We start from the raw sequence: 20,757 nt of genomic DNA on the forward strand, positions 1-20,757 counted from the left end.
TGGTCTGAAAGTTATGTCAAAATAAAACACATATTTTAATTAATTCAATCTGTAAAGTATTATGATTTCATATGACAAAAAACTTATTTTATTTTCGGATCCATGTAATAATAATTAATAAACTTCAAAAAAATATTTTTATTCCATTCCGTATTAAAGAAAATAAACTATCCGAAATTTACACACTATGAAAAACTGTTTTTGCGGATCAGTTCAACCTTTTTCACGTTGCTGCGGGCCGGTTATAAAAGGTACAGTTGTTGCAGATTCTGCTGAAAAACTAATGCGCTCACGTTACAGCGCTTACGTTATGGCAGCCACTGACTATCTGATAGCTACAACACATATTTCAAAAAGAGCGGATTTATCTAAAACTGATATAGAACATTGGGCAAAATCAAATAACTGGCAACAGTTGGAAATTATCAGCATTGATACTTATACCGTTGAATTCAAAGCTTATTTCAGGGACAGGAATGGTAAAAAACAGGTTCACCATGAAAAATCATCGTTTGTATTTGAAAATAATCATTGGTTTTATTTGGATGGTATATTTAATGTTTAATGAGGAATCCGCCTATTCTGCATTAAAAAGAACGAATGGTAAGCCATTGTATACTATCTAAAAATTGACCTGTATTCAATTCAAAAGTTATTAAAAATTTAAAATATTGCCAGCTACCGTTATGGAAGAACCATTCATTATTGATGTTAATTATGGAGGAAAAGAACTTGAATTTGAAGGCCAGCTCCATATCTCAGGCTATCAGCATAAGATCGAAATTATTGTGAATGAGATTCCGGTTTTCTTTGAACCTGACGAAGAGCGGAATTACAGGGCACTGGTCAGTATGGAACAAATGCAGCACCACAAACATATGAGTCAGGATTTATTACAGGCCATTGCCCATCGTTTGGACTCCTTATTAACCTAATCCGTTGGGATGGCATAAAGCCGGATCAATTAAAAGAATCCGGCATGATACAAATAATAGTCCCGGATAAAATCAATTTCAAATTATCATCACGCCAACATTAATTTTACGACGATGATTAATCGTCAATTAGAAAAACATTAAAATTCAAAGAATATTACCAATCATTCAGCTGATACCAAAATCATATTTAAACTGCTGTTCAACTGAAAGTTAATAAAAAATAAGTCTTTAAATATTATCGCTTGTTTTTCGTTAGAAACACGAACATAAACTATACAGGAAGCAATGGAGTTATATTTTTATGGTTGAAGATTAATCTTTTATTAAAAATAAAAATTAATTTTTAATGACTCTATTTGTTAACAATTTACAGAAAAAGTTTATCTGATTACATATTTTTTATCTAATAATGTATCTTTTTAAAACATCATTTTAATAAGTAGTCAAATTCATTACTTTTGCATGAAGAGATAACAAAACACAATAAATTATTTATGAAAGGCAAAGCAATTAAGTTCTTTTCTCCGGAAGAGAATATTCCAGTCACGAAAAAAGCAAAACCAAAACAACAACTTACCGGTTATATTTCAGGATTAGGGAAACTGGTTCTTCCTGCAAAAACACTTGAAGAACTTGGCATTGAAGCGGAAACCACGGGATTTAAAATAGGAACACAGGAAGGTAAAAGAACACTTAAATTTCTTTACCTGATTCCATCAACTGATCAGGATGGAACTTTTTCTTTGGTAAAAACCGGAAAAGGATATGCTATTCCTATGGAAATTATTCTTAAAAAAGGTGGAATTGATTACGAAAATATAAAATACTCTTTTACTGTTACTCCTTTTAACTATGAAGAAGGAGTAGTAGGTTATGAACTGGCAATTTTAAGTTCTGAACCAAAGAAAGAATATACAGGTAAACCGCGCGGCCGGAAACGCAATACTGAAACCGTTTCTGAATAAGTAAAAAAGCAACTGAAAGCCGTAAATGACTTTCAGTTGCTTTCTAAATAAATTGTAATCCATTACAATTCTGCAATTAATTATTCAATCCTCTGCCCGTTTTGTGCTGTAATTCATCTATACGTTTCGAGGCTTCCAGCTTTGCTCAGCGTTTCGTCAAATTCCTCATTTGCTTCATCCGAAAGTGTTTTTAGGTAGGACTGTTGAGCGCCTGTCATTGGCTCATTACCGGTAGTCCACTCATCCGGATCTTTGATCGTATTTGAACCCGTAATTTCCTGATTTTCGTTCAATGGCTTTCCATTCTCATCAAACGATTCTTCTTTATTATTTGCCATTTCGTTTATTTTTATTTTAACGAAACTGATAAAAAACCAGGCCAGTAATACTGGAATAAATTTATTTTAATCATAACCTGAATTATAGGGCTATCTATACCTGAAAATCATTGTAGTTATGTGTAAAATCCTGGGGTAAATTTTGTTTGACCGGCAAAATAACAGAAAAAACAGTGCCGCTGCCAGGCTCCGAATGTGCAGTAATATTCCCACCATGGTTACGTATGATCTTGCGGCAATAAGCCAGTCCAATGCCACCTCCATTCGGGATTTGGTTATAAGGCAGCTGAGAAAAGATATCAAAGATTTTCTCTAAACTTGATTTCTCAATTCCTATACCATTGTCCTGTAATTGAATCTCGACAAACCTGGAATCTGTATTTCCAGACAACCTCGCACCAGTTTGACCCTGATCACTTTCTGCAAAAGAAATACGGATCACCGGCGTCACATCTTTTTTGAAAAGCGGATTGCATTATTGATCAGATGGTAAAAGAGCTGCTCCATTTGCAAAGGAATTGCATTTATAAATGGTAAGGAATCGGTTTCAACCACTGCATTTTTTGCTTTTAATTCCTGGTTTAACTGCTTGCGGACATCAGCTACTACTTTATTAAGGTCAACAGTTTCAAAGACGAACTCATTATTCAAATCAGAAAATTCTGACAAATCCCTGATCATCATTGAGAATTTTTGCGCACTTGAATTTATTTTAAAAGCAAGGTCCCTGGCTTTTTCAACATCCCTGTTCTCTGTGGATTTGACCAGCATATCGCTGAATATCCTGATTTTTCGAAGCGGTTCCTGTAAATTATGATTGGAAATATACTGGTACTGCCGGTTTTCGTCCTTAGATTCAGTCAGTTGCCTGTTCAGATCCTTTACCACTAAATTGCTCCGTTCTATAATATGTATACTTTGCAAGTGGAACGAGATCAGGTCAGCAAATATGTTGAACATACCAATCGTTTTTGTATTCTTCAGCAATGCCGGTTTGGGATCAATAGCACAAAGCGTACCAAAAACTCTCCGCTTTTAAGTATAATAGGAACGGAAATATAACTTTGAAAACCGTATAAAATGGGTGTAGGATGGTTGTGGTAATAATCGTCCTCATCAACGTGATCAATAATAACTGCTTCACGCACATTTCGTATATCGTTACAGATCGTTGTTTTAATGTCTAATTCCCCACCAGCTTCCAGGCCAAAATTAATTTCATCCCTGACGCTGCACGCAATCCATCGCTCCTCCGTTACGCGTGCAATAGCGGCAAAACCCATACCGGTTGTACGGCAAATTACTTCCAGCATGTTCGAAACAATAGGAATTTGTTTTATTTTTTCAATATCCGCAAATAACTCGGCGTCGGTATATTTCATTTTTTGTAATTGTAGGAACGGCTTATTCAAAGTTAAATATAATGGCCAGATTAATTGATTTTAATTTCAGCCAACTTCATATAAGTTTGTCAATTTTCCTTTGGATAATGTTCTTGTCCGTTTGTGTTTTTGCGATTAAAAACGCCTTCTGAAAATTAATTTTTGCTTTTTCAATATTAATATCTGTATATAATTCACCGAGCAGCGTGAAATAGAAATGATTATCTTTTAAATTTAATTTTTCAGCTTCTATAATTGCCACAGTTTTCCCATTTGTCTTTGACAGCGCATAAGTACGGTTTAAGGCGGCAATGGGTGAATACTGCATTTGCAATAGTTTATTATATAGCTGTAAAATATTCTCCCATTTTTGTTTCGTATTTGTTTTGTTGGTGTACCAAAAGGCAATTCCTGCTTCAAGATGATACTTTGAAATTATATTTCCCTGAGATGCCTCTCTGAAATAATACATTCCTTTTGTGATCAGTTCCTGGTTCCAAAGCGTTTCATCCTGATCCTCGTATAAAATCATTTCACCATTTTCATCTTTTCTTGCCTCGAAGCGGGAAGCGTGAAAACACATTAAAGCAAGTAAAGCATTTACTGCGGGCTGGTTCGTTTGCGGGTTGTCTGTCAATAAATAAGCAAGACGCATAGCTTCCAGGCAAAGTTCATTTCTTAGTACAACATCCTTACTTTCAGAATAATACCCTTCGTTAAAAAGAAGGTATAAAGTTGTTAAAACCGTTTCCAATCGCTTATTTATTTCAGTTTCCGATGGAAATTCAATCAATACTTTTTCCGTTCTTAGTTTTTCTTTTGCCCTGAAAAGCCGCTTATTGATCGTTTCTTTATTAGTCAGAAAAGCATCCGCAATTTCATCAATTCCAAATCCGCAAAGAATCCGGAGAGACAAACTGATCTGGGCCTCAGTTGAAAGTGAAGGATGGCAAAGAGCAAATAACATCTGTAATTGGCTGTCAGTGATATTTTTCTCGGATAAATCTATCTCAGTATCTTCTGCTTTCGGGATCTGACTGTTGATTTCTTCCAGAATATTTTCAGTAAAAATCCGATGCCGGTTAAGGTAATTTTTAGCCTTGTTTTTCGCAACAGAATAAAGCCAGGCAACCGGATTTTCGGGCAGACCTTTATAAGGCCAGGTTTCCATTGCTGATAAAAAAGTATCACTGGCAATGTCTTCCGCAATTTCAATATGGGCTATGCCAAAATGCCTGCAGAGTACAGCTGTAATTTTTCTGAATTCTGTTCTGAATAAATGAGGTATTAACTCCTGCTGTTTCATAAAAAGCTGCCCCTGCTGGTTGCAGAGGCAGTGATAATTTCTTATTGAACACCGGTTTCCCTTGAAATTTTTCGCACCTCGACACTATTTCCGTCACCCTGCAAAACAGGACTTCCTTTGGCAAACTCAACGGCCTCGTCCACAGAACTGGCTTTTACAATAATATACCCGCCAATTGTTTCTTTGATATCACCAAAAGGCCCGTTGGTCACAACATTATTGTACCTCACAACGCGGCTATCTTCAAAAGGCAGGCCGGTACCAGAAACAAATTTGTTTTGGGCCGCGATGCCACCAATCCAATCCATCGTTTGTTTCATCCAGATCTGTATTTGTTCCGGCGACGCTACTTTCTGTCCATCTTCGTGCCTGAAAATCAACATGTACTCTTCCATTTTGTTAAAGTTTAAAGGTGTATAATATTTGAATTACATACCTATATCAAATGAAATTACAGAAATGGGACATCGTTTTGAAAAAAAATTCCTAATAAGTGCATTCATTCAAAATTTGTTCGTTTTTACTCAAAAACCGTCTTCTCCTCCAAATGCTTCTCCGCCTCGTCCCGCGTGAACCAAACATCCCGCATTTTCTTTTCTGAAAGCAATTGAAGCTGATCACTCCGGTGTTTGGATCCTGGCTGCGTTGCGTTGCCATAACTGGTTAATACTTTCGCTTTTAGTGGTTTAGAAAATTCAATTGCAGCAACATACGTATCACCATGTGCGGGATAATATTTCCCATCAACTGGTGCTCCCAATGTCATCGTCCTGAAAACACCCATCGGGCCAGGTCCGCCATTCCCGGGAAGATCAAGATCTGCTATTTTAAAACGAAATATGTCACCCCAGGCAACATCCAGTTTTCCGTAATTGGCTTTTACCTCTTTGGCCGCTTCCAGCAGCGACTTCACAGCTGCTTTCGTATCAGCTAAACCGTTCGGAGTATTAACCGGATCGTTTAGATCCCAAGGATTTAAAAATAATTTGGATGCAGTTCCCAATGTGCCAAGTTTTGCTGTCCCTCCTACCCAATTCCTTACAAACCTGTCAAATAAAAATGCTCCTTTACTATCACTATTTGTATTATGATCCCAGCCAGCCAATACACTTGCCGCCTCCTTCGCTTCCGGGCTTCCGTCTGCCTCCGCTGCTGCTATCAAATCACTGGCGATCCGGTCGGCCAGTTCCATTCTGGTTGAGAGTTTCAGCTGAACAAAATCGTCTAATGTAATCTTGGAAGGATTGCTTAACATTCGAACAGAACTTTGAGTCCTGAATGACATATTGGGTTCAGGAGCTATATAAGATGGAAAATCTTTGTAGTTATTTACCATTGGAATTGTAGCAGTCCATGGCGGTTCGTTGGTATTTTGCAACCAGCCTGTTTTAGGGTTCGTGACTTTAGGTAAATCTTTATAAGGATGTGTTTTGGTCCATAAAGTACCCGAAGTATCGCCCTTCACAACACCTGACCAGAATTTCCAGTCTCCCAATGGACGAACAGGAACTTCTCCGTTAAACAAATTAAAAATATTCCCCTTGTTATCTGCGTACATGAGCGTATACATGGGGATCTGCAAACGGCTTACCGCTGCCTCAAACGCCGACAGATCTTTTGCACGCGCCATATCCCAGTATTGTTCAAACATGCCCGATTGCCCTAAACCTGTCACTTTCATTGCAATGACCCTCCCGTTTTTGTCACTAACTACTGGTCCGTGAATAGAATGCCGGATTGTCATTTTTTCCTCTTTTAATGTGCCATCCGCCTGTTTGATTTTTAAAAGATGCTCCTTGCTTTCAAAAGGCTTTATCTTTCCGTCCCATTTGTACCCTCCTTCTACGGTTGTCAGCTCGTAAAAATCCTGTCCGTCGTTGGTATTCACCGTTTGCGCATAACCGCCATCTGCATTGAAAGCCATAGTCAGAACAGGAAATCCTATACGGCTGATACCATACGTATTGATACCAGGCGAAACCAGCTGTGCTTCAAAGTAAGTATACAAGTCCGTCCAGGGAAGGTGCGGATTTGTCAGCAGCAATGTGTTTCCGCTTGCCGATTTGGAAGGACCTATCGCCCAGGCATTGGAACCGTTCTTATCTCCCTGCATTTTTTCAGCAGCTGCCACCTGCCCCTGAGGAGCCAGAAATACAAAATGGGTAACACGGTGTGCATGTGATATGAGATCCGTAGCAGTTACAGGCAAAGTCAGCTTAGCATCTGCGCTGATCTTATCCGGATTCTCTCTGGCATAATCATTCACACCCCTTGCAAAGGCATCCAGGTTTTTACGCATGGCCGGCTTTTGCAGATCATACCATTTACCTGCCCTTTCGTAAATACTATTGGTGATGACCCAACGATCAGCCTGGGCATACTTTTCACCCCAGTATTCTGCACCCTTTCCACGTGCTTGTCCGTATAACTGCAATATCAGATCTCCATGATTTTTAGCCTGTGCCCAACCGTAAGCATAAAACAGGCTTTCATTATTTTTGGCATAAATATGAGGAACGCCGTACGAGTCCCACAGAATTTCAGCTTGTTTGTAAGTTGGTTTTTTCTGTGCAAAAGAGGATTCAGTTCGAAGGACTGTAAGCAAGAAAAACGAAATAATGATAAATTTTCCGGGCATGTTAAAATTGGTAATTTGGAGTGATTGAAATCGTTTTATCGTCAACATATTATTAATGTTCACAGATAAACATTCATTTTGCAAAATAAGGAATAACGGGTTAAGGTGTGCGAAAAATATCACATGAACTGTTGTATAGTATCATTAATTAAGTTATTTGCAGATCGCACATTTAAAACTAAAACGAATCATCAATATAAAATTGCTACCACTTTGAAAACACTTAACAACACATTTATATTACGGTTCGGATTGGCAACCATCTTTTTATCACATAGTTTACACGGAATTTTTACAGAAAATGATGTCAATAATTTTGGTAACCTATTTTTAAATCAGATTGGTTTTGCACCGTTTGGTGTATTTATTGCCTGGTCTATTGTAATATCTCAAATAATTACGTCAGTATTTTTACTGTTGGATAAATACATAAAAATTGCTTCCGTTATCAATATCGTAATTCTGATTGCAGGCATTATAACAGTCCATTATAACGAAGGATGGTTTGTGGTCGGTGGTGGAAGAAATGGGATGGAATTCAGTTTTTTTCTAATATGTGTTTTGTTGTCATTGATAATACCATTTGAAAAATTAAAAGCAACAAATGAACACAGTACGCAATAAAACTAAACAAAGTTTATACAGAAACACCCTACAACAAAAAATGATCGTAAAGCTGTGACAAACTGAATCATAATACGTAAATGTATAGGCTGACACAAATCTTAATGATAATTACAAGATCATTACGCCGCATATTCCAACTAAAAATATTTCAAAACATTAACAAACACTAAATGAATACGAGATCAATCCTTCTCAATTTGCTGCTTGCAGCGGTTCCTGCTTTGGCATTCGCGCAAACGCCTTTACCACAAAAAACTGGTGGTGATAAAGACAAACATGGCTGCATTGGTTCAGCCGGTTATGTTTTTTCAACAATCAAAAACGATTGTGTAAGGCTTTTTGAACAGGAAATTCGTCTGAAAGAAACCAATCCAAAAGGTACTTTTACTTCGGAGGCTGTTGTAATTTTTAGTAAAAACCGAAAAAAGGCCGAGCTGTTTATGCCAGGTTCTGCAAGCAGTCTAATTTTAACCAGAACAGGAAAAGAAGGTGGTTACGTTTGGAAGAAAGGTAACCTTTCCTTTTTCATGTGGAAGGGTTATGTGCTGAAACGAGGTAAAAAAGTGATTTTTGCCGGTGCCTGACCAATTAATATTTCATTTTGGAAACTCCAATAAATGTGAGCCGAAAACCGTAAAGGATCTTTCGGTTCACATTTGATTTATGGGCATTGCTATTTCAGAATAACCAAATTTTAAATTAATGTGTCAGTACTGATAAAGCTGATAATTGAAACATAGCGAAAACCCATTCCCCTTAACAAGGCAGCAATACTCGGTAAAGACTATGAACACCTGAAAGAAATAATTATTTTAAAATTCCTGGAATCCCAGAACTTGTTTTTTTTGCTTGAAAAGTTAAAAATGGACGAAGTGGCAATTTGTTTATAAGCCAGATAACTGACCTTTTCTTGGGTAATAAACGCGCTAGATTTACTTTACCAACTTTTACTGAATTTAACCAAAAAAATCGTCATATTGCTAATTGATAATACGTTAACTTTAAAACATCTTACAAATTTGTGGATGAAGTCTTTCAAAGTACTATTAATAATTGAGGTATTATGAAACGGGTTTTAAGAGTTATATTTCTTATTCAGTCGGTATATTTCCTAACCAGTTGCGAGGGATTTAAATGTTCAAACGGAACAGTTATGGATAAATCAACCAATCTTCCACTTGACAGTGTTTTTGTCAACGTTGTAAGTGGTTCTGAATTTATTTACACAGACACAACTGGAAAATTTAATGTTTGCAATAGATTTGGAGGTTGTGTTCCTGATTGCAAAGACATAACCATTACTTTCTCAAAAAATGGCTATGATACTTTATCATTTACAAACCTTAGCGCAGAATCAATTGTATATATGGAGAAATAAATATCCATCTTTCAGGATAAGGAAGATCGACTTTGTAATATTTTAATTCCACTATTTGATAGATAAGATATTACTTTAAGTGATTTATAAGAAATTTACCATACTAAAAGTTGAGATTCATTTCAAAATTTATTCAATTGACACTTAATACTTCAGGTAAAAAAACATTCCTTTTGGCTGCATTCTGCTTATTATTTATAACTGTAAACGCCCAGAAAAATGCAATTCAAAATGTTCCAACAAAGGATGATACGCTAAATGGTTCTGTCACACCCGAAAGGATCTGGTGGGATATCCAGCATTATGATCTGACGGTCAGGCCGGATTATATTAATAAAACCATAACCGGATTAAATGTAATTGAATACAATGTGCGTGATAAAGTGCATTCCGAATTAATGCAAATTGATCTGGTAAGCCCGCTGACAATTGACAGTGTGTTTCAGAACGGGAAAAAAGTTGCGTATGAGCACAACCGGAATATTTGGTATCTAAAAATAACACAGAAACAAACTTCTAAAAAAATAAAATAGCGGTTTATTATTCCGGCAAACCAACAGAATCAATAAAACCTCCGTGGGATGGCGGCCTGGTTTGGGCAAAGGATTCGTTAGGGAGGCCATGGATTTCGGTTGCGTGCCAGTACAAAGGGGCAAGTTTATGGTATCCCTGCAAAAACACGATGTACGATGAACCAGACAAAGGCGCTTCAATTTCTATTATTGTGCCTGATTCTCTGATTGCGGTTGGAAACGGGCGTTTAAAAGGTAAAAGTATAAATGCCGATGGCACCACAACATACAAATGGGCAGTTCAAAACCCGATCAGCCATTACGCCATTTCATTCTATGTCGGAAAATATGTGAATATCAGCCAGACTTATCAGGGAAAGAAAGGAAATCTAAGTATAGATTACTGGATACTTGATTATAACCGGCCAAAAGCTATAAAACATATGATTCCGGAAGTAAACATTACCATGAAATCGTTTGAACACTGGTTTGGACCCTACCCATTTTATGAAGATGGTTTTAAAATGGCAGATGCACCGTATATCGGAATGGAACACCAAAGTGCGATTGCATATGGCAGCAGCTACATGAAAGGCACCAATAAAAAGGGCGGCGATATATCCAACACTGGCTGGGGTAAAAAAACAGACAAATTGATAGTCCATGAAATGGCCCATGAATGGTTTGGTAATAATATAACTGCTATTGATATCGCCGACAGATGGATACAGGAAGGTTTTGCTGGTTTGGGTGAAGAATTGGTTATTGCTGATATTAGTGGAAAAGCGGCAGGGGAAGAATATTTAGCAGGCAGATTCCGAACAATCGAAAATGACAAACCGATCATTGCAAGATACGGGATTAATGAAGATGGAAGCCAGGATAATTATGTTAAAGGATGGGCCATACTTCATATGATCAGAACGATTATCAATGATGATGCAAAATTTTTAAAAATACTGAATGGCCTGAATAGCAAATTTTACCATCAGGTCGTTACGACAAATCAGGTTGAAAACTTTATTAATTTAAATTCAGGTATTAATTTTACTTATTTATTTGATCAGTATTTAAGAACGGCGAATGTTCCGGTTCTGGAATATAAAATGAACAATCACGAATTATGGTACAGGTTTGGAAACTGTAACAAAAACTTTACAATGCCGGTAAAGACAAACCTGACAAAGGAAAATTGGATTCGGCCTACGACTGAATGGCAATCTTTAAAAATGACAAATATCAATGAAACTGATACGCTAAAAGCTGACCTTAATTTCTATATTACAGTGAAGAAAGTTGAATAAAACTGACGACAAATGAAACAAAAACTTTGTATATTGATTTTATCATTGTTTTTATTTTCTGGTTCTGAGATAAAAGTGCAACCACAATTAATGATCTCAAAAGGACTAAAAGTTATTGTTGTGCAAAAAGATTTTCCTCTGTTAAAAGTCCTTTTACCAAACCAACCGAATTCTGATCGTGGAATTGAAATTGAATTTCCTGAACATGTAACGGGTTTAAATCAAAAAAATAATAAAATTGAGCAACTCTACTTTGTATCAAAGGGAAGCGCCAACAAAAGAACATTGCCAACCTGGCGTGCTGAAGGTAATTCACTTATATATGAATCGGATTTGGATAATAAGGTATCGCTGATTGCCACGGCTCGTCTGGAAGCCAATGGACTGCGTTATACTTATAAATTCATTAATCATTCAGATGTTTCGTATTTGAATTTACAAGCTGTAACCTGCGTAAAATTGTATTCCGTTTTTTCAGATTCGCTTTTGCAGAGAACATATGTCCATCATTCAGATGGTTTTGAATTGATGGCATCAGAAACACCAAACCGACTCACGATACCATTGCAAAAGTGGCTGCCATGCCGCTATTTGGTTTCATATAATTGGGATGTACCTTCCATTCGTTCAGAAAAAGATTCTGATTCGGTAACAAGATATTATAAGTCCAGGAAAGCTGATAAACCGTTTATAGCTACACTATCTCACGACAAATCCTGGATAGCGGCTACATATACCAAGGAAACCGGTAATTTGTGGACTAATCCTGAACGATCATGCCAACACGCAGACCCGGCAATTAATCTTGGTGCTGGTGAAACAAAAAGCCTCGAACTTAAAACAATCATTATTAAAGGTAATCCGGAACAGCTGCTAAAGGTTATAGACAGGGAAATTGCAAAAAATTGAAACAAGATGATTATAGCGCATTCTTTGGTTAAGGCCTATTGAATGTTGATGGTAATTGCATCACAAAATACCTGCCAGAAAATAAATAAATTTACTATTTCAATAAGTCTTCAATTCAAATAATTAAAGCTAATACACCTTTCAAATGGCCGAAATAAAAACAAAACCAACCTCCGGAAGCGTTGAAGAATTCATCAATGCAGTAAAGGAGGAACAAAAGCGCAAAGACAGTTTTGTGATTTTGGAAATGATGAAAAAAGCAACCGGTGAAGAACCCAAAATGTGGGGCAGCTCAATTATTGGTTTTGGTAATAAACCATACAAAAGCGCTGCAACCGGAAGAGAAGTTGATTGGCTCCGGATTGGTTTTTCTCCACGCAAAGCAAGTCTATCTTTGTATATCAGTGTAAATATTAAGGAGCATGCCTCAGCTCTCGAAAAATTGGGCAAGCATAAAACTGGTGTCGGTTGCCTGTATATTAACAAGTTGGCCGATGTAGATTTGAAGGTTTTGGAGGGTATGATCGCAGCTACATTAAAAAGTAGATGAAATCTGAGTTTAGGCTTAGGGAAATTAATTAAACACTTGCAGTCCGTAAGTGCAAAGCTACACTAACTTGTATCCACATGAAAACTTCTGACATCAGCGACCCGTTATTCCTGGAGGCGGTTGAGGCTATCGATAGCGGAAATATATCCCAGCTTCAAAGTTTGTTGCAAACAAACCCGCAATTGATAACAAATCGGCTGGATAAGCCAACAGAAGGATATTTTAAGCAGCCGTATCTGCTTTGGTTTATAGCAAACAACCCTATCAGAATTGAAAAGGTGCCGGCAAATATTATTGAAATTACTGGTCTGCTGATAAAATCGGCAAGGCAAAATGCTCCGGAAAGTTTTCAGGAACAAATTGGATATACCTTAGGACTTGTTGAATCAGGAAGAATTGTACGGGAATGTGGCGTGCAAATTGGCCTGATTGATTTGTTGATTGACAGCGGCGCTAAACCTGGAAACGCCCAGGCTGCTTTGGCTCATGGGAATATTGAAGCAGCAAGGCATATCATTGAAAGAAGCGGCCAAATCACATTAACAGCTGCTGTTTGTCTTGATCGAATTGAAGATGCAAATAGCTTATTAGACGAAGTTAGTATGGATGAAAAGCAAGTGGCTTTAATTGCAGCAGCATTTTACGGAAAACCGGATATGACGACTTTACTGATAACGTCGGGCGTGGATGTAAACGTGTTCATCGACCATGGATTTCATACGCATGCATCGGCTTTACATCAGGCAGTACAATCGGGCTCGCTGGAAACCGTGAAACTTCTGATTCAAGCCGGAGCTGATACGGATGCCAGGGATAAGGTGTTTGATGGTACACCATTAGATTGGGCAAGTCATATGCAGGAGGAAGAAAACGATGAGAACCTGAAGAAAAAATATAAAAAGATAGAAAATTATCTGCTTGAAATATCCCGTTTATAAAAATCATCGCCAAGATCAAAAGCCAGTTTAGCCAATAGTCAATCATAGAAATCGAATAATTAGCCGCCATTCTGACCAAATCGCAGAAAATCATAATAACTTGCGCAACGGACTCAATATTATCTGGTCCATTCAAAAGTATATTACAGAATGAACTCCCGTATCTTCCGACAACTAATATTTTATATACTTCTAATAAGCTGTCTGACAATCAGTAAGGTAAAAGGCCAAACTTTGAACCAGCAATTTTTGGTTAAAACTGATAGTCTGGCATTGTTTGATAATTCCAGAAACCGTTCTGTTCCGGTTGCATTGTATTTGCCGGTTTCGGAAAAGAAAATCAGGAAGCAAAAACTTATTATTTTCAGCCATGGATACGGTGAAAATAAGGGTGGAGATAATTTAGTGTATTCATATCTGACGGAAAACCTTGCATCAAACGGATACTTCGTCGCCAGTATACAACATGAACTTGCAACGGATAGCCTTTTGGCAATGAACGGACCGTTTCAGGTTACCCGAAGATCAAACTGGGAAAGAGGTGTTGAAAATATCCGTTTTGTATTAACTGAATTAAAAAGGGCAAAACCCGAACTGGATTACAGCCAGCTAATATTAATCGGTCATTCAAATGGTGGAGATATGACTGCTTTATTTGCTCATAAGTATCCGGAAAAGGTGGACAAAATAATCACTCTGGATAATAGAAGAATGGCTTTACCTTTAGGAAAAAATCAAAAAGTATATTCGTTACGTTCGGGTGATTTGCCAGCTGATGAAGGTGTTATACCCACAGAAAAAGATCAGAAAAAATATAGAATGAAAATTATAAAATTAAATGATATCAAACATTCAGACATGGATAATGACGCAAATGAAAAGCAGCGGAAAGTTATGAATGATTTAATTATGGATTTCGTAAACAATTAAGAAAAAATTTATTGCTCTTCAATCAAAAAGTAAAATTCAGAATGAACTCCGGTATTTTCCAAAAACAAATCTTTTGTTTACTATTAATAAGCTGTCTGACAATCAGTAATGTACAAGGCCAAACTTTGAACCAGCAATTTTTGGTTAAAACTGATAGTCTGGCATGGTTTGATAATTCCAGAAACCGTTCTGTTCCGGTTGCATTGTATTTGCCGGTTTCGGAAAAGAAAATCCCAAACCAAAAACTCATTATTTTCAGCCATGGTTATTATCAGAATTTACCTGGTGGAAACCGGCAAGTTTCTTATCTGACAGAATATCTGGCTTCAAAAGGATATTTCGTGGCCAGTATCCAGCACGAATTACCGACAGACGATTTAATTCCGGCAAGTGGTATTATTCAGGTCGTGAGAAAACCATTCTGGGATCGTGGCGCCGACAATATTTTGTTCGTTATCAATGAATTGAAAAAATCAAATACAAAACTGGACTTTAAAAATATAATCCTGATCGGCCATTCCAATGGCGGAGATATGACTGCTTTGTTTCCTCAGAAGTATACGGGCATTGTAAGTAAGATCATTACAATGGATAACCGGAGAATGGCTTTACCACGAACAAAACATCCAAAAGTATACTCACTCCGTTCCAGCGACCAGCCTGCAGATAATGGAGTTTTGCCAACTTTGGAAGAACAAAAGGAATTCGCAATAACAATCATAAAATTACCGGACACGATTCATAATGATATGGATAATCGTGGAAATGAAGCCCAGCACAAGGAAATTTGTAAGTACATCCAGGGATTTTTAGAGCACTAGATACTACAGAATTAATGGCATAAAATTTTCTGAACCAGCTTTAAAACACTTCGCCAAGCGTTAGTTTCACCCCGGAATAATCCTTACTGAATCCATAGTTCAGTGCAATATTTGTCCCGGACTTTTTGTTCATTTTGATACGTATTCCTGCTCCGGCTCCGGGATTCCAGCTGATCAGAAAAGCACTTTTAGGACCGCTGACCGTATTGGCATTAGCAAAAACGACATAACCCAAAAATCCATTTTTGGTAATGTCACGGCGGTATTCAGCTTCTACATACATTAAATTCCGTCCCCGGTAACGATTCTGGTCAAAGCCCCTGCCCGAACGGTTAAAATCTTCCCAACCAATACTTGGCAAATCCAGATAAGGGACTTTGTCGTTAAATACCTTCCATAGATAGGACCAGACGGCCAGCATATTCTGCCTATTCCTGTTTTGGTCAAAGCGGATGTATCTGCGAAAATCAACATAAACAGACGACCATAAGTTGTTATTTCCCAAAAACGTCGGATTGACCCGGTACTGCATACTGACATAATATCCGTCCCAGGGATTGGTGGAATTATTACGCGTATCAAAAAGCGTATTCAGGCTTAAACCAGACGAAAAACTGTTCAGTGATTGTGAAGTACCAAAGGAATATTTTGTAAAATTTGCCAGAAGCGGATCATCAGGATTCGTCCGGATATTTATCCTGTAATCAATATGGTAGCCTATTCCTGCAAAAAAACCTTTGGAAATACGCTTTAAAGCTTGCTGATAAAAGCGGAAGTAAGAATAATTAACGAGTAATTTCTGATTCTCGCTATATTGCCGGCCCAATCCCCAGGTATGCTGCGGATAAACCATCAGACGCGTATCCCCGCTAATTACGAGCCGGTTCTCTTTCAGCCAGATATATGATCGGATAGGAAGCCCGAAGCGTTGCTTGAAATTCCAGTATGGCGTAAAAGTTACCCGCGACATATAGGTATCCTTTCTGTCTCCCAGATAAAACCCTGCCGTTGTTGAAGTTACCAATGCAGTTCCACCGCCAGGTACCTGTGTGGAAAAAGGCAATGCGGAGAAGTATATCATCTTCCCTTCTGTGGATTCAGGTTTTCGCGGTTTTATATGTAATAAATTTTTGCCAACATCAATCAGATCAAATAATTTACTCGTATCGGCTCTTATCGTTGAATCCTTTTCCAGCACATTTCCCGGACTTTGGGCAAAGGCATAACCTGACCAAAGAGTAACAATCAGGAGTAAACCGAAATGCATATTGAAACCTCTCGCCCGAAACCTGAAAAACATGTGTGAAAATAACATATTATTACCGGCCAAAGTATCGTAATGCAACGTATAAATCGGTTCTGCAAGGCTTATTTGCCCGAATTTGATTATTTTCAATTTATTTTTTGTGCTACTTGTTTACCTTGTCCGGTATAAAATAAAAATATTCTACTTATCATCCTTTTACAACACCGATACTCAATTAATTATCCCAAATGGCCAGTAAAAAAAGCCTGTTTCCGTTATTTATGCCTGTATTTATACTGATACTGGTTTTTCTTCCAGCTGTTCATTTTGCACAACAGGTGCAAACCATCATTCCGTTATGGAAAAACGGGCCTCCCGGATTTGAAACAAAATCGAAGGAACAGGAATCTGCAAAAGATTATTGGGTAAAAAATATTCATAATCCTTCCCTTCAGGTTTTTCTTCCGGCTGCCGGAAAAGCAAACGGAACCGCTGTTGTAGTTTGTCCGGGCGGTGGGTTCAGGTTGCTCGTATATGATGCAGAAGGTACAGAACCGGCAGCTTATCTGGCCAAACTGGGCATAACTGTTTTTGTATTGAAATACCGCCTTCCCCGGGAAGACGGTTCCCCCTACTCGCTCGAAAAACAACCTCGTGAAGACGGACTAAGGGCAGTCAGAATGGTAAGAAGTTTGGCAAAAGCATATGGAATTGACACAAGCCGCGTTGGCATGCTAGGATTTTCGGCCGGAGGTGAAGTTGTTTCAGCAGTTGCATACGCTTCCGGCAAAGGGGATTCGAATGCAAAAGATCCTGTTGACAGGTTAAATGGCAAGCCAGATTTTCAGATGCTGATCTATCCCGGACCTTTGGGAATACCGTATACTATTCCACAGGATGCACCGCCTGCCTTTTTGCTTGCTGCCAACGACGATCCCTGCTGCGCGGTTACCAGTGTTGATTTGCTTGTAAAATACCGTGAAGCAAAACGGCCGGTTGAAGCGCACCTATATACAAAAGGGGATCATGGATTTAATATGGGAAACCGTTCGCCATGGCAAAGCATAAAGTCCTGGCCGCAAAGAATGGCTGATTGGCTGGGAGATAACGGTTATTTGGGCAAATAGCCAAAACACCGACTTAAATTTGTCGAAATTGAGTTTAGAACTCCTGAAAACAGTACTAAATTAAAAGTTATTGCTTGTATTTGAATAATTCTGCTGTTTTGTCAAAAAAAATAGCGTAATTATATGACTGTTTATTCTTACTCAATTTATGCACCTAAACACTTCCTATTCCGATCATTTTCATGCTACAAATGTGTGGCAGGAATTTATAAATTACCAAAAAGACGAGATACTGAAACCAATCTACAAGGATACAGGTCAGAAGCCGGACCGTATGCGCCGTCAGATTTTTCATTCTTCTATTAATCACACTTATTACATTCATCAGAAAGACAATCGTCTTGACGAAAAGTATCAGGATGTTTACATTCAGGCTCAGAAAGAGTACTGCTGCTATCTCCATGCAACAACCCTCGGCCTTAATTTACCTAAAAAAGTAGCTCTTGGATTTCACCACGATAACCTGTCCGATATCGTTCATATGGTCCTGTCTAATCAGGAGGTAAATGGTATACGGCTGAAAGAAGTACTTGAAGATACTACGATTGAAGAAGGGCAACGGAATAAACTGAGATCCCTGGCTGCATTTGATGCTACTAAAATAACATTATGTTATGCAGACAATGACCGAAAGCCAAAAAACATGATCGCCGCCGATCCGTTTACGGACAACGTCAAGTTTTATCACGTGGATTTTGAGTATACTATGCAGGAAAACTATGCACCCTTGATCGATACCTGGTTCAGCGAGGACGTTGGCCGTGAATTTGGCGAAGATATAGTTTTATTCAGAAACGACATCTTTGATATGTCAATGGAATTGCTGGACAAGGCGCAGCACTTACCCGACGATGATTTTAAATGCCAGGTGATCCGTAATCTGCATCAGTCGTTACCTGTAATTAAAACGCATCATGCATTGCATGGCCCTATATTATGAGTTTAGAAGGCTTTCGGAACCAGCACAGCTTCCGGCAACTTCTGTAAAAACCTCACCAATATCAGGAACATGTTTTAACTCAATGACAGGCGAATTAAATTCAAAGTTCATATTCAAACCGCCGACTTTAATTACCTGCCCGACTTCTTTTAAAAACACGTCCATTGGTGTATCACCGGCACCAACAAACTGATGTATCTCACGTTCCAAATGTGAGATCATCTTTTTGGCACCGAACAGTTTATCCACATTTTGGTGGCTGTAAAAATCTTTGTAATCTGTGTTGGTAAAAGGTGTTGCGGGATCTGACTGGATTGCCTTCAAAAATATCATACAGATATCTTCCGATTCCAGGTTTCGGGTAAGTTCCTCCATGTTGCTGTTATAAACATGGGAAGCACTTCTGTACCTGTCTTTTGTTTCCGAAGTTTTTTCTTTATCAGAAGTCCAGATTATTTCGCCTTTAACCCAATCTCTCGGATAATAAAAAACAAGGACACTTCCACCCTGTTCCAGAATTTGTTCAATATCCGATATAAACTTTTTTACCTCCTCTTTTTTCAAAGGGAATGCCTCTATTTCCTGAAAAGTAAATTTTGATTTTTTGTCTTTATTGATGAATCCAATCTGGCTCCCGTTCAGGCTAACCAGCGGAACTGAGGCTTTGGACATCACAAACCAGTCAGTAGCGAATGTTTTGATGACTGAAATTGGAAAGCGCATGGTGTTGATAATAACCGGGCACTGGGCGTTGTACATCTTTACCAGTCCTTCCCGCACCAGGTCGGGCATAAAATATTTTCCTTCGTGTTCCTGAATAACCGTCCCGTCCAGATCAGTCATTAAGCCTCCTTTTTCAACAAATTCCCTGCGGTCCGTAAAATCGGAAATTTGTTTCTTTTGTTCAATTGTCAAAGACATAAAATACGCTTCAAATACAAACTTATTACCTATTGTATAACTATTTATATTGTTGATGTATGTTATTTCTGTGCCAAATATATCTGAATTTCTTGCGGGTTAAGCTATAAAAATAAATTGAATACCTTTAAATATCATTTCAACCTGCTGCCAACAGGCTGTCTAACACTGCTGAACACATTAAGCATAGCTTCTTTCTGACGTCTTCACAGACCAGGAACCGGGATAACTATACGGGTAATACTGTCGGATCAGTTCCTGCAACTGGTTACGTGCGCGGATGTACTGAGACCTTACAGTAGCCTCATTAAGTTGTAACATATCTGCAATTTCCCTGTGATTGTATCCGTCCACGGCATGTAATAAAAATACATTTTTGTACAACGGTTTGAGCCTCTGTATGAGTTTTAAAACTTCGTCGGCAGTGATACGGCTTACAATGTCTTCCTCTAAACGCAGCTCTGGAACATCTTCCAATGCAGTTCTGTCCTCAATATGTTTTTTGTGCTTACGATAATAACTGATCGCAGTATTGACCATAATCGTTCGCAGCCATACCTTAAACGGATACGATGGATCGTAGTTTTTCAGGTTGTTGAATACTTTCAAAAATCCTTCGTTGAGTACTTCTTCCGACTCTTCAAGGCAGGAAGTATAACGAAGACAAATGCTTTTGGCATATCCGAAATATTTCTGATACATATAGCGCTGAGCCTGGTTATTACCGGCTATACACGCAGCAACGACGGAGTCAAAGTCGTTCTGATTGAATGATATTTTTTTTTCGAATAACAAAATCCAACTTGTTTAAATGTAAAACCGGGTTTATCAGATATCCGGCGTAATCAGTATTCAGCGTTATTCAGTAGTAATGCGTCGGTTACGTATTTCTATACAAATTGAATTAAAACAGATAAAAAAATAAAACGACTTAGATGGAAAGGAGAGAAACCCAGACAAAAAGGGAATATTCATCTCCCAAACCTG

Annotated in this window: 25 protein-coding genes; 15 read left to right on the plus strand and 10 right to left on the minus strand. The window is 38.1% G+C overall.

Annotated elements, in window-relative coordinates:
* The first annotated feature begins 187 nt into the window (after positions 1-187).
* The 3 genes from KZC02_RS02635 to KZC02_RS02645 all read left to right on the plus strand — a co-directional run bounded on the left by KZC02_RS02635 (position 188) and on the right by KZC02_RS02645 (position 1,903).
* Positions 188-565, plus strand: a complete 378-nt coding sequence (locus KZC02_RS02635) for a YchJ family protein (RefSeq protein WP_221392680.1) — start codon at positions 188-190, stop codon at positions 563-565.
* 121 nt (positions 566-686) lie between these two features.
* Positions 687-935 carry a hypothetical protein gene (locus KZC02_RS02640; protein WP_221392681.1) on the plus strand — a complete coding sequence of 83 codons (249 nt, stop codon included), beginning with the start codon at positions 687-689 and terminating at the stop codon, positions 933-935.
* 497 nt (positions 936-1,432) lie between these two features.
* Positions 1,433-1,903 (plus strand): hypothetical protein, encoded by a 471-nt coding sequence (locus KZC02_RS02645; RefSeq protein WP_221392682.1) that lies wholly within the window; start codon positions 1,433-1,435, stop codon positions 1,901-1,903.
* Between the two features lie 113 nt (positions 1,904-2,016).
* On the opposite strand, the gene KZC02_RS02650 is transcribed toward KZC02_RS02645, so the two are convergent.
* The 7 genes from KZC02_RS02650 to KZC02_RS02670 form a co-directional block, all read right to left on the minus strand.
* A complete protein-coding gene (locus KZC02_RS02650) occupies positions 2,017-2,241 on the minus strand; it encodes a DUF3072 domain-containing protein (protein ID WP_221392683.1) in 225 nt (74 codons plus the stop codon).
* Between the two features lie 94 nt (positions 2,242-2,335).
* Complete coding sequence (locus KZC02_RS31415) at positions 2,336-2,692, minus strand: ATP-binding protein (RefSeq protein ID WP_229253968.1); 357 nt, start codon at positions 2,690-2,692, stop codon at positions 2,336-2,338.
* The gene (locus tag KZC02_RS31420; protein WP_229253969.1) at positions 2,689-3,201 is read right to left on the minus strand and encodes a hypothetical protein; all 513 of its coding nucleotides are present in this window, start codon (positions 3,199-3,201) and stop codon (positions 2,689-2,691) included. Before KZC02_RS31420 ends, KZC02_RS31415 begins: the two co-directional genes overlap by 4 nt.
* 20 nt (positions 3,202-3,221) lie before the next feature.
* Positions 3,222-3,623, minus strand: a complete 402-nt coding sequence (locus tag KZC02_RS31425; RefSeq protein ID WP_229253970.1) for a GAF domain-containing protein — start codon at positions 3,621-3,623, stop codon at positions 3,222-3,224.
* Positions 3,624-3,699: 76 nt separating this feature from the next.
* Positions 3,700-4,929 (minus strand): RNA polymerase sigma factor, encoded by a 1,230-nt coding sequence (locus tag KZC02_RS02660; protein WP_221392684.1) that lies wholly within the window; start codon positions 4,927-4,929, stop codon positions 3,700-3,702.
* Between the two features lie 41 nt (positions 4,930-4,970).
* Positions 4,971-5,324: a YciI family protein gene (locus tag KZC02_RS02665; protein ID WP_221392685.1), complete on the minus strand. Its 354-nt coding sequence runs from the start codon at positions 5,322-5,324 to the stop codon at positions 4,971-4,973.
* A 125-nt stretch (positions 5,325-5,449) separates the two neighbouring features.
* Entirely contained in the window at positions 5,450-7,567 is a 2,118-nt protein-coding gene (locus tag KZC02_RS02670) for an acylase (protein ID WP_221392686.1), read from the minus strand.
* A gap of 213 nt (positions 7,568-7,780) precedes the next feature.
* Between KZC02_RS02670 and KZC02_RS02675 the strand changes: the two genes are divergently transcribed.
* The 10 genes from KZC02_RS02675 (at position 7,781) to KZC02_RS02720 (ending at position 15,536) form a co-directional block, all read left to right on the plus strand.
* Positions 7,781-8,191: a DoxX family protein gene (locus KZC02_RS02675; protein WP_221392687.1), complete on the plus strand. Its 411-nt coding sequence runs from the start codon at positions 7,781-7,783 to the stop codon at positions 8,189-8,191.
* Positions 8,192-8,364: 173 nt separating this feature from the next.
* Positions 8,365-8,778: a hypothetical protein gene (locus KZC02_RS02680; RefSeq protein ID WP_221392688.1), complete on the plus strand. Its 414-nt coding sequence runs from the start codon at positions 8,365-8,367 to the stop codon at positions 8,776-8,778.
* A gap of 569 nt (positions 8,779-9,347) precedes the next feature.
* Entirely contained in the window at positions 9,348-9,572 is a 225-nt protein-coding gene (locus KZC02_RS02685; protein ID WP_221392689.1) for a hypothetical protein, read from the plus strand.
* Between the two features lie 137 nt (positions 9,573-9,709).
* A complete protein-coding gene (locus tag KZC02_RS02690) occupies positions 9,710-10,105 on the plus strand; it encodes a hypothetical protein (protein ID WP_221392690.1) in 396 nt (131 codons plus the stop codon).
* A 149-nt stretch (positions 10,106-10,254) separates the two neighbouring features.
* The gene (locus KZC02_RS02695) at positions 10,255-11,388 is read left to right on the plus strand and encodes a M1 family aminopeptidase (RefSeq protein ID WP_221392691.1); all 1,134 of its coding nucleotides are present in this window, start codon (positions 10,255-10,257) and stop codon (positions 11,386-11,388) included.
* A gap of 12 nt (positions 11,389-11,400) precedes the next feature.
* The gene (locus KZC02_RS02700; RefSeq protein ID WP_221392692.1) at positions 11,401-12,297 is read left to right on the plus strand and encodes a hypothetical protein; all 897 of its coding nucleotides are present in this window, start codon (positions 11,401-11,403) and stop codon (positions 12,295-12,297) included.
* Positions 12,298-12,442: 145 nt separating this feature from the next.
* Entirely contained in the window at positions 12,443-12,847 is a 405-nt protein-coding gene (locus KZC02_RS02705; protein WP_221392693.1) for a DUF1801 domain-containing protein, read from the plus strand.
* 77 nt (positions 12,848-12,924) lie between these two features.
* Positions 12,925-13,785, plus strand: coding sequence for an ankyrin repeat domain-containing protein (locus tag KZC02_RS02710; protein ID WP_221392694.1), 861 nt, complete (start codon positions 12,925-12,927; stop codon positions 13,783-13,785).
* 234 nt (positions 13,786-14,019) lie between these two features.
* Positions 14,020-14,715 (plus strand): alpha/beta fold hydrolase, encoded by a 696-nt coding sequence (locus KZC02_RS02715; protein WP_221392695.1) that lies wholly within the window; start codon positions 14,020-14,022, stop codon positions 14,713-14,715.
* A 125-nt stretch (positions 14,716-14,840) separates the two neighbouring features.
* Positions 14,841-15,536: an alpha/beta hydrolase gene (locus KZC02_RS02720; protein WP_221392696.1), complete on the plus strand. Its 696-nt coding sequence runs from the start codon at positions 14,841-14,843 to the stop codon at positions 15,534-15,536.
* Positions 15,537-15,576: 40 nt separating this feature from the next.
* Here the strand turns inward: KZC02_RS02720 and KZC02_RS02725 are convergent, their stop codons facing one another.
* Positions 15,577-16,932 carry a BamA/TamA family outer membrane protein gene (locus tag KZC02_RS02725; RefSeq protein WP_221392697.1) on the minus strand — a complete coding sequence of 452 codons (1,356 nt, stop codon included), beginning with the start codon at positions 16,930-16,932 and terminating at the stop codon, positions 15,577-15,579.
* A gap of 98 nt (positions 16,933-17,030) precedes the next feature.
* On the opposite strand from KZC02_RS02725, the gene KZC02_RS02730 reads away from it, so the two are divergent.
* Positions 17,031-17,909, plus strand: a complete 879-nt coding sequence (locus KZC02_RS02730) for an alpha/beta hydrolase (RefSeq protein ID WP_221392698.1) — start codon at positions 17,031-17,033, stop codon at positions 17,907-17,909.
* 148 nt (positions 17,910-18,057) lie between these two features.
* Positions 18,058-18,849: a hypothetical protein gene (locus KZC02_RS02735; RefSeq protein WP_221392699.1), complete on the plus strand. Its 792-nt coding sequence runs from the start codon at positions 18,058-18,060 to the stop codon at positions 18,847-18,849.
* Here the strand turns inward: KZC02_RS02735 and KZC02_RS02740 are convergent.
* Together KZC02_RS02740 and KZC02_RS02745 are read right to left on the minus strand one after the other, a co-directional pair.
* Complete coding sequence (locus tag KZC02_RS02740; protein ID WP_221392700.1) at positions 18,844-19,770, minus strand: HAD hydrolase family protein; 927 nt, start codon at positions 19,768-19,770, stop codon at positions 18,844-18,846. The two genes, KZC02_RS02735 and KZC02_RS02740, sit on opposite strands and share 6 nt — an antisense overlap.
* Before the next feature lie 180 nt (positions 19,771-19,950).
* Positions 19,951-20,565: an RNA polymerase sigma factor gene (locus KZC02_RS02745; protein ID WP_221392701.1), complete on the minus strand. Its 615-nt coding sequence runs from the start codon at positions 20,563-20,565 to the stop codon at positions 19,951-19,953.
* Between the last annotated feature and the right edge of the window lie 192 nt (positions 20,566-20,757).

This window comes from Dyadobacter sp. NIV53 (assembly GCF_019711195.1).
Classification (GTDB): Bacteria; Bacteroidota; Bacteroidia; order Cytophagales; family Spirosomataceae; genus Dyadobacter.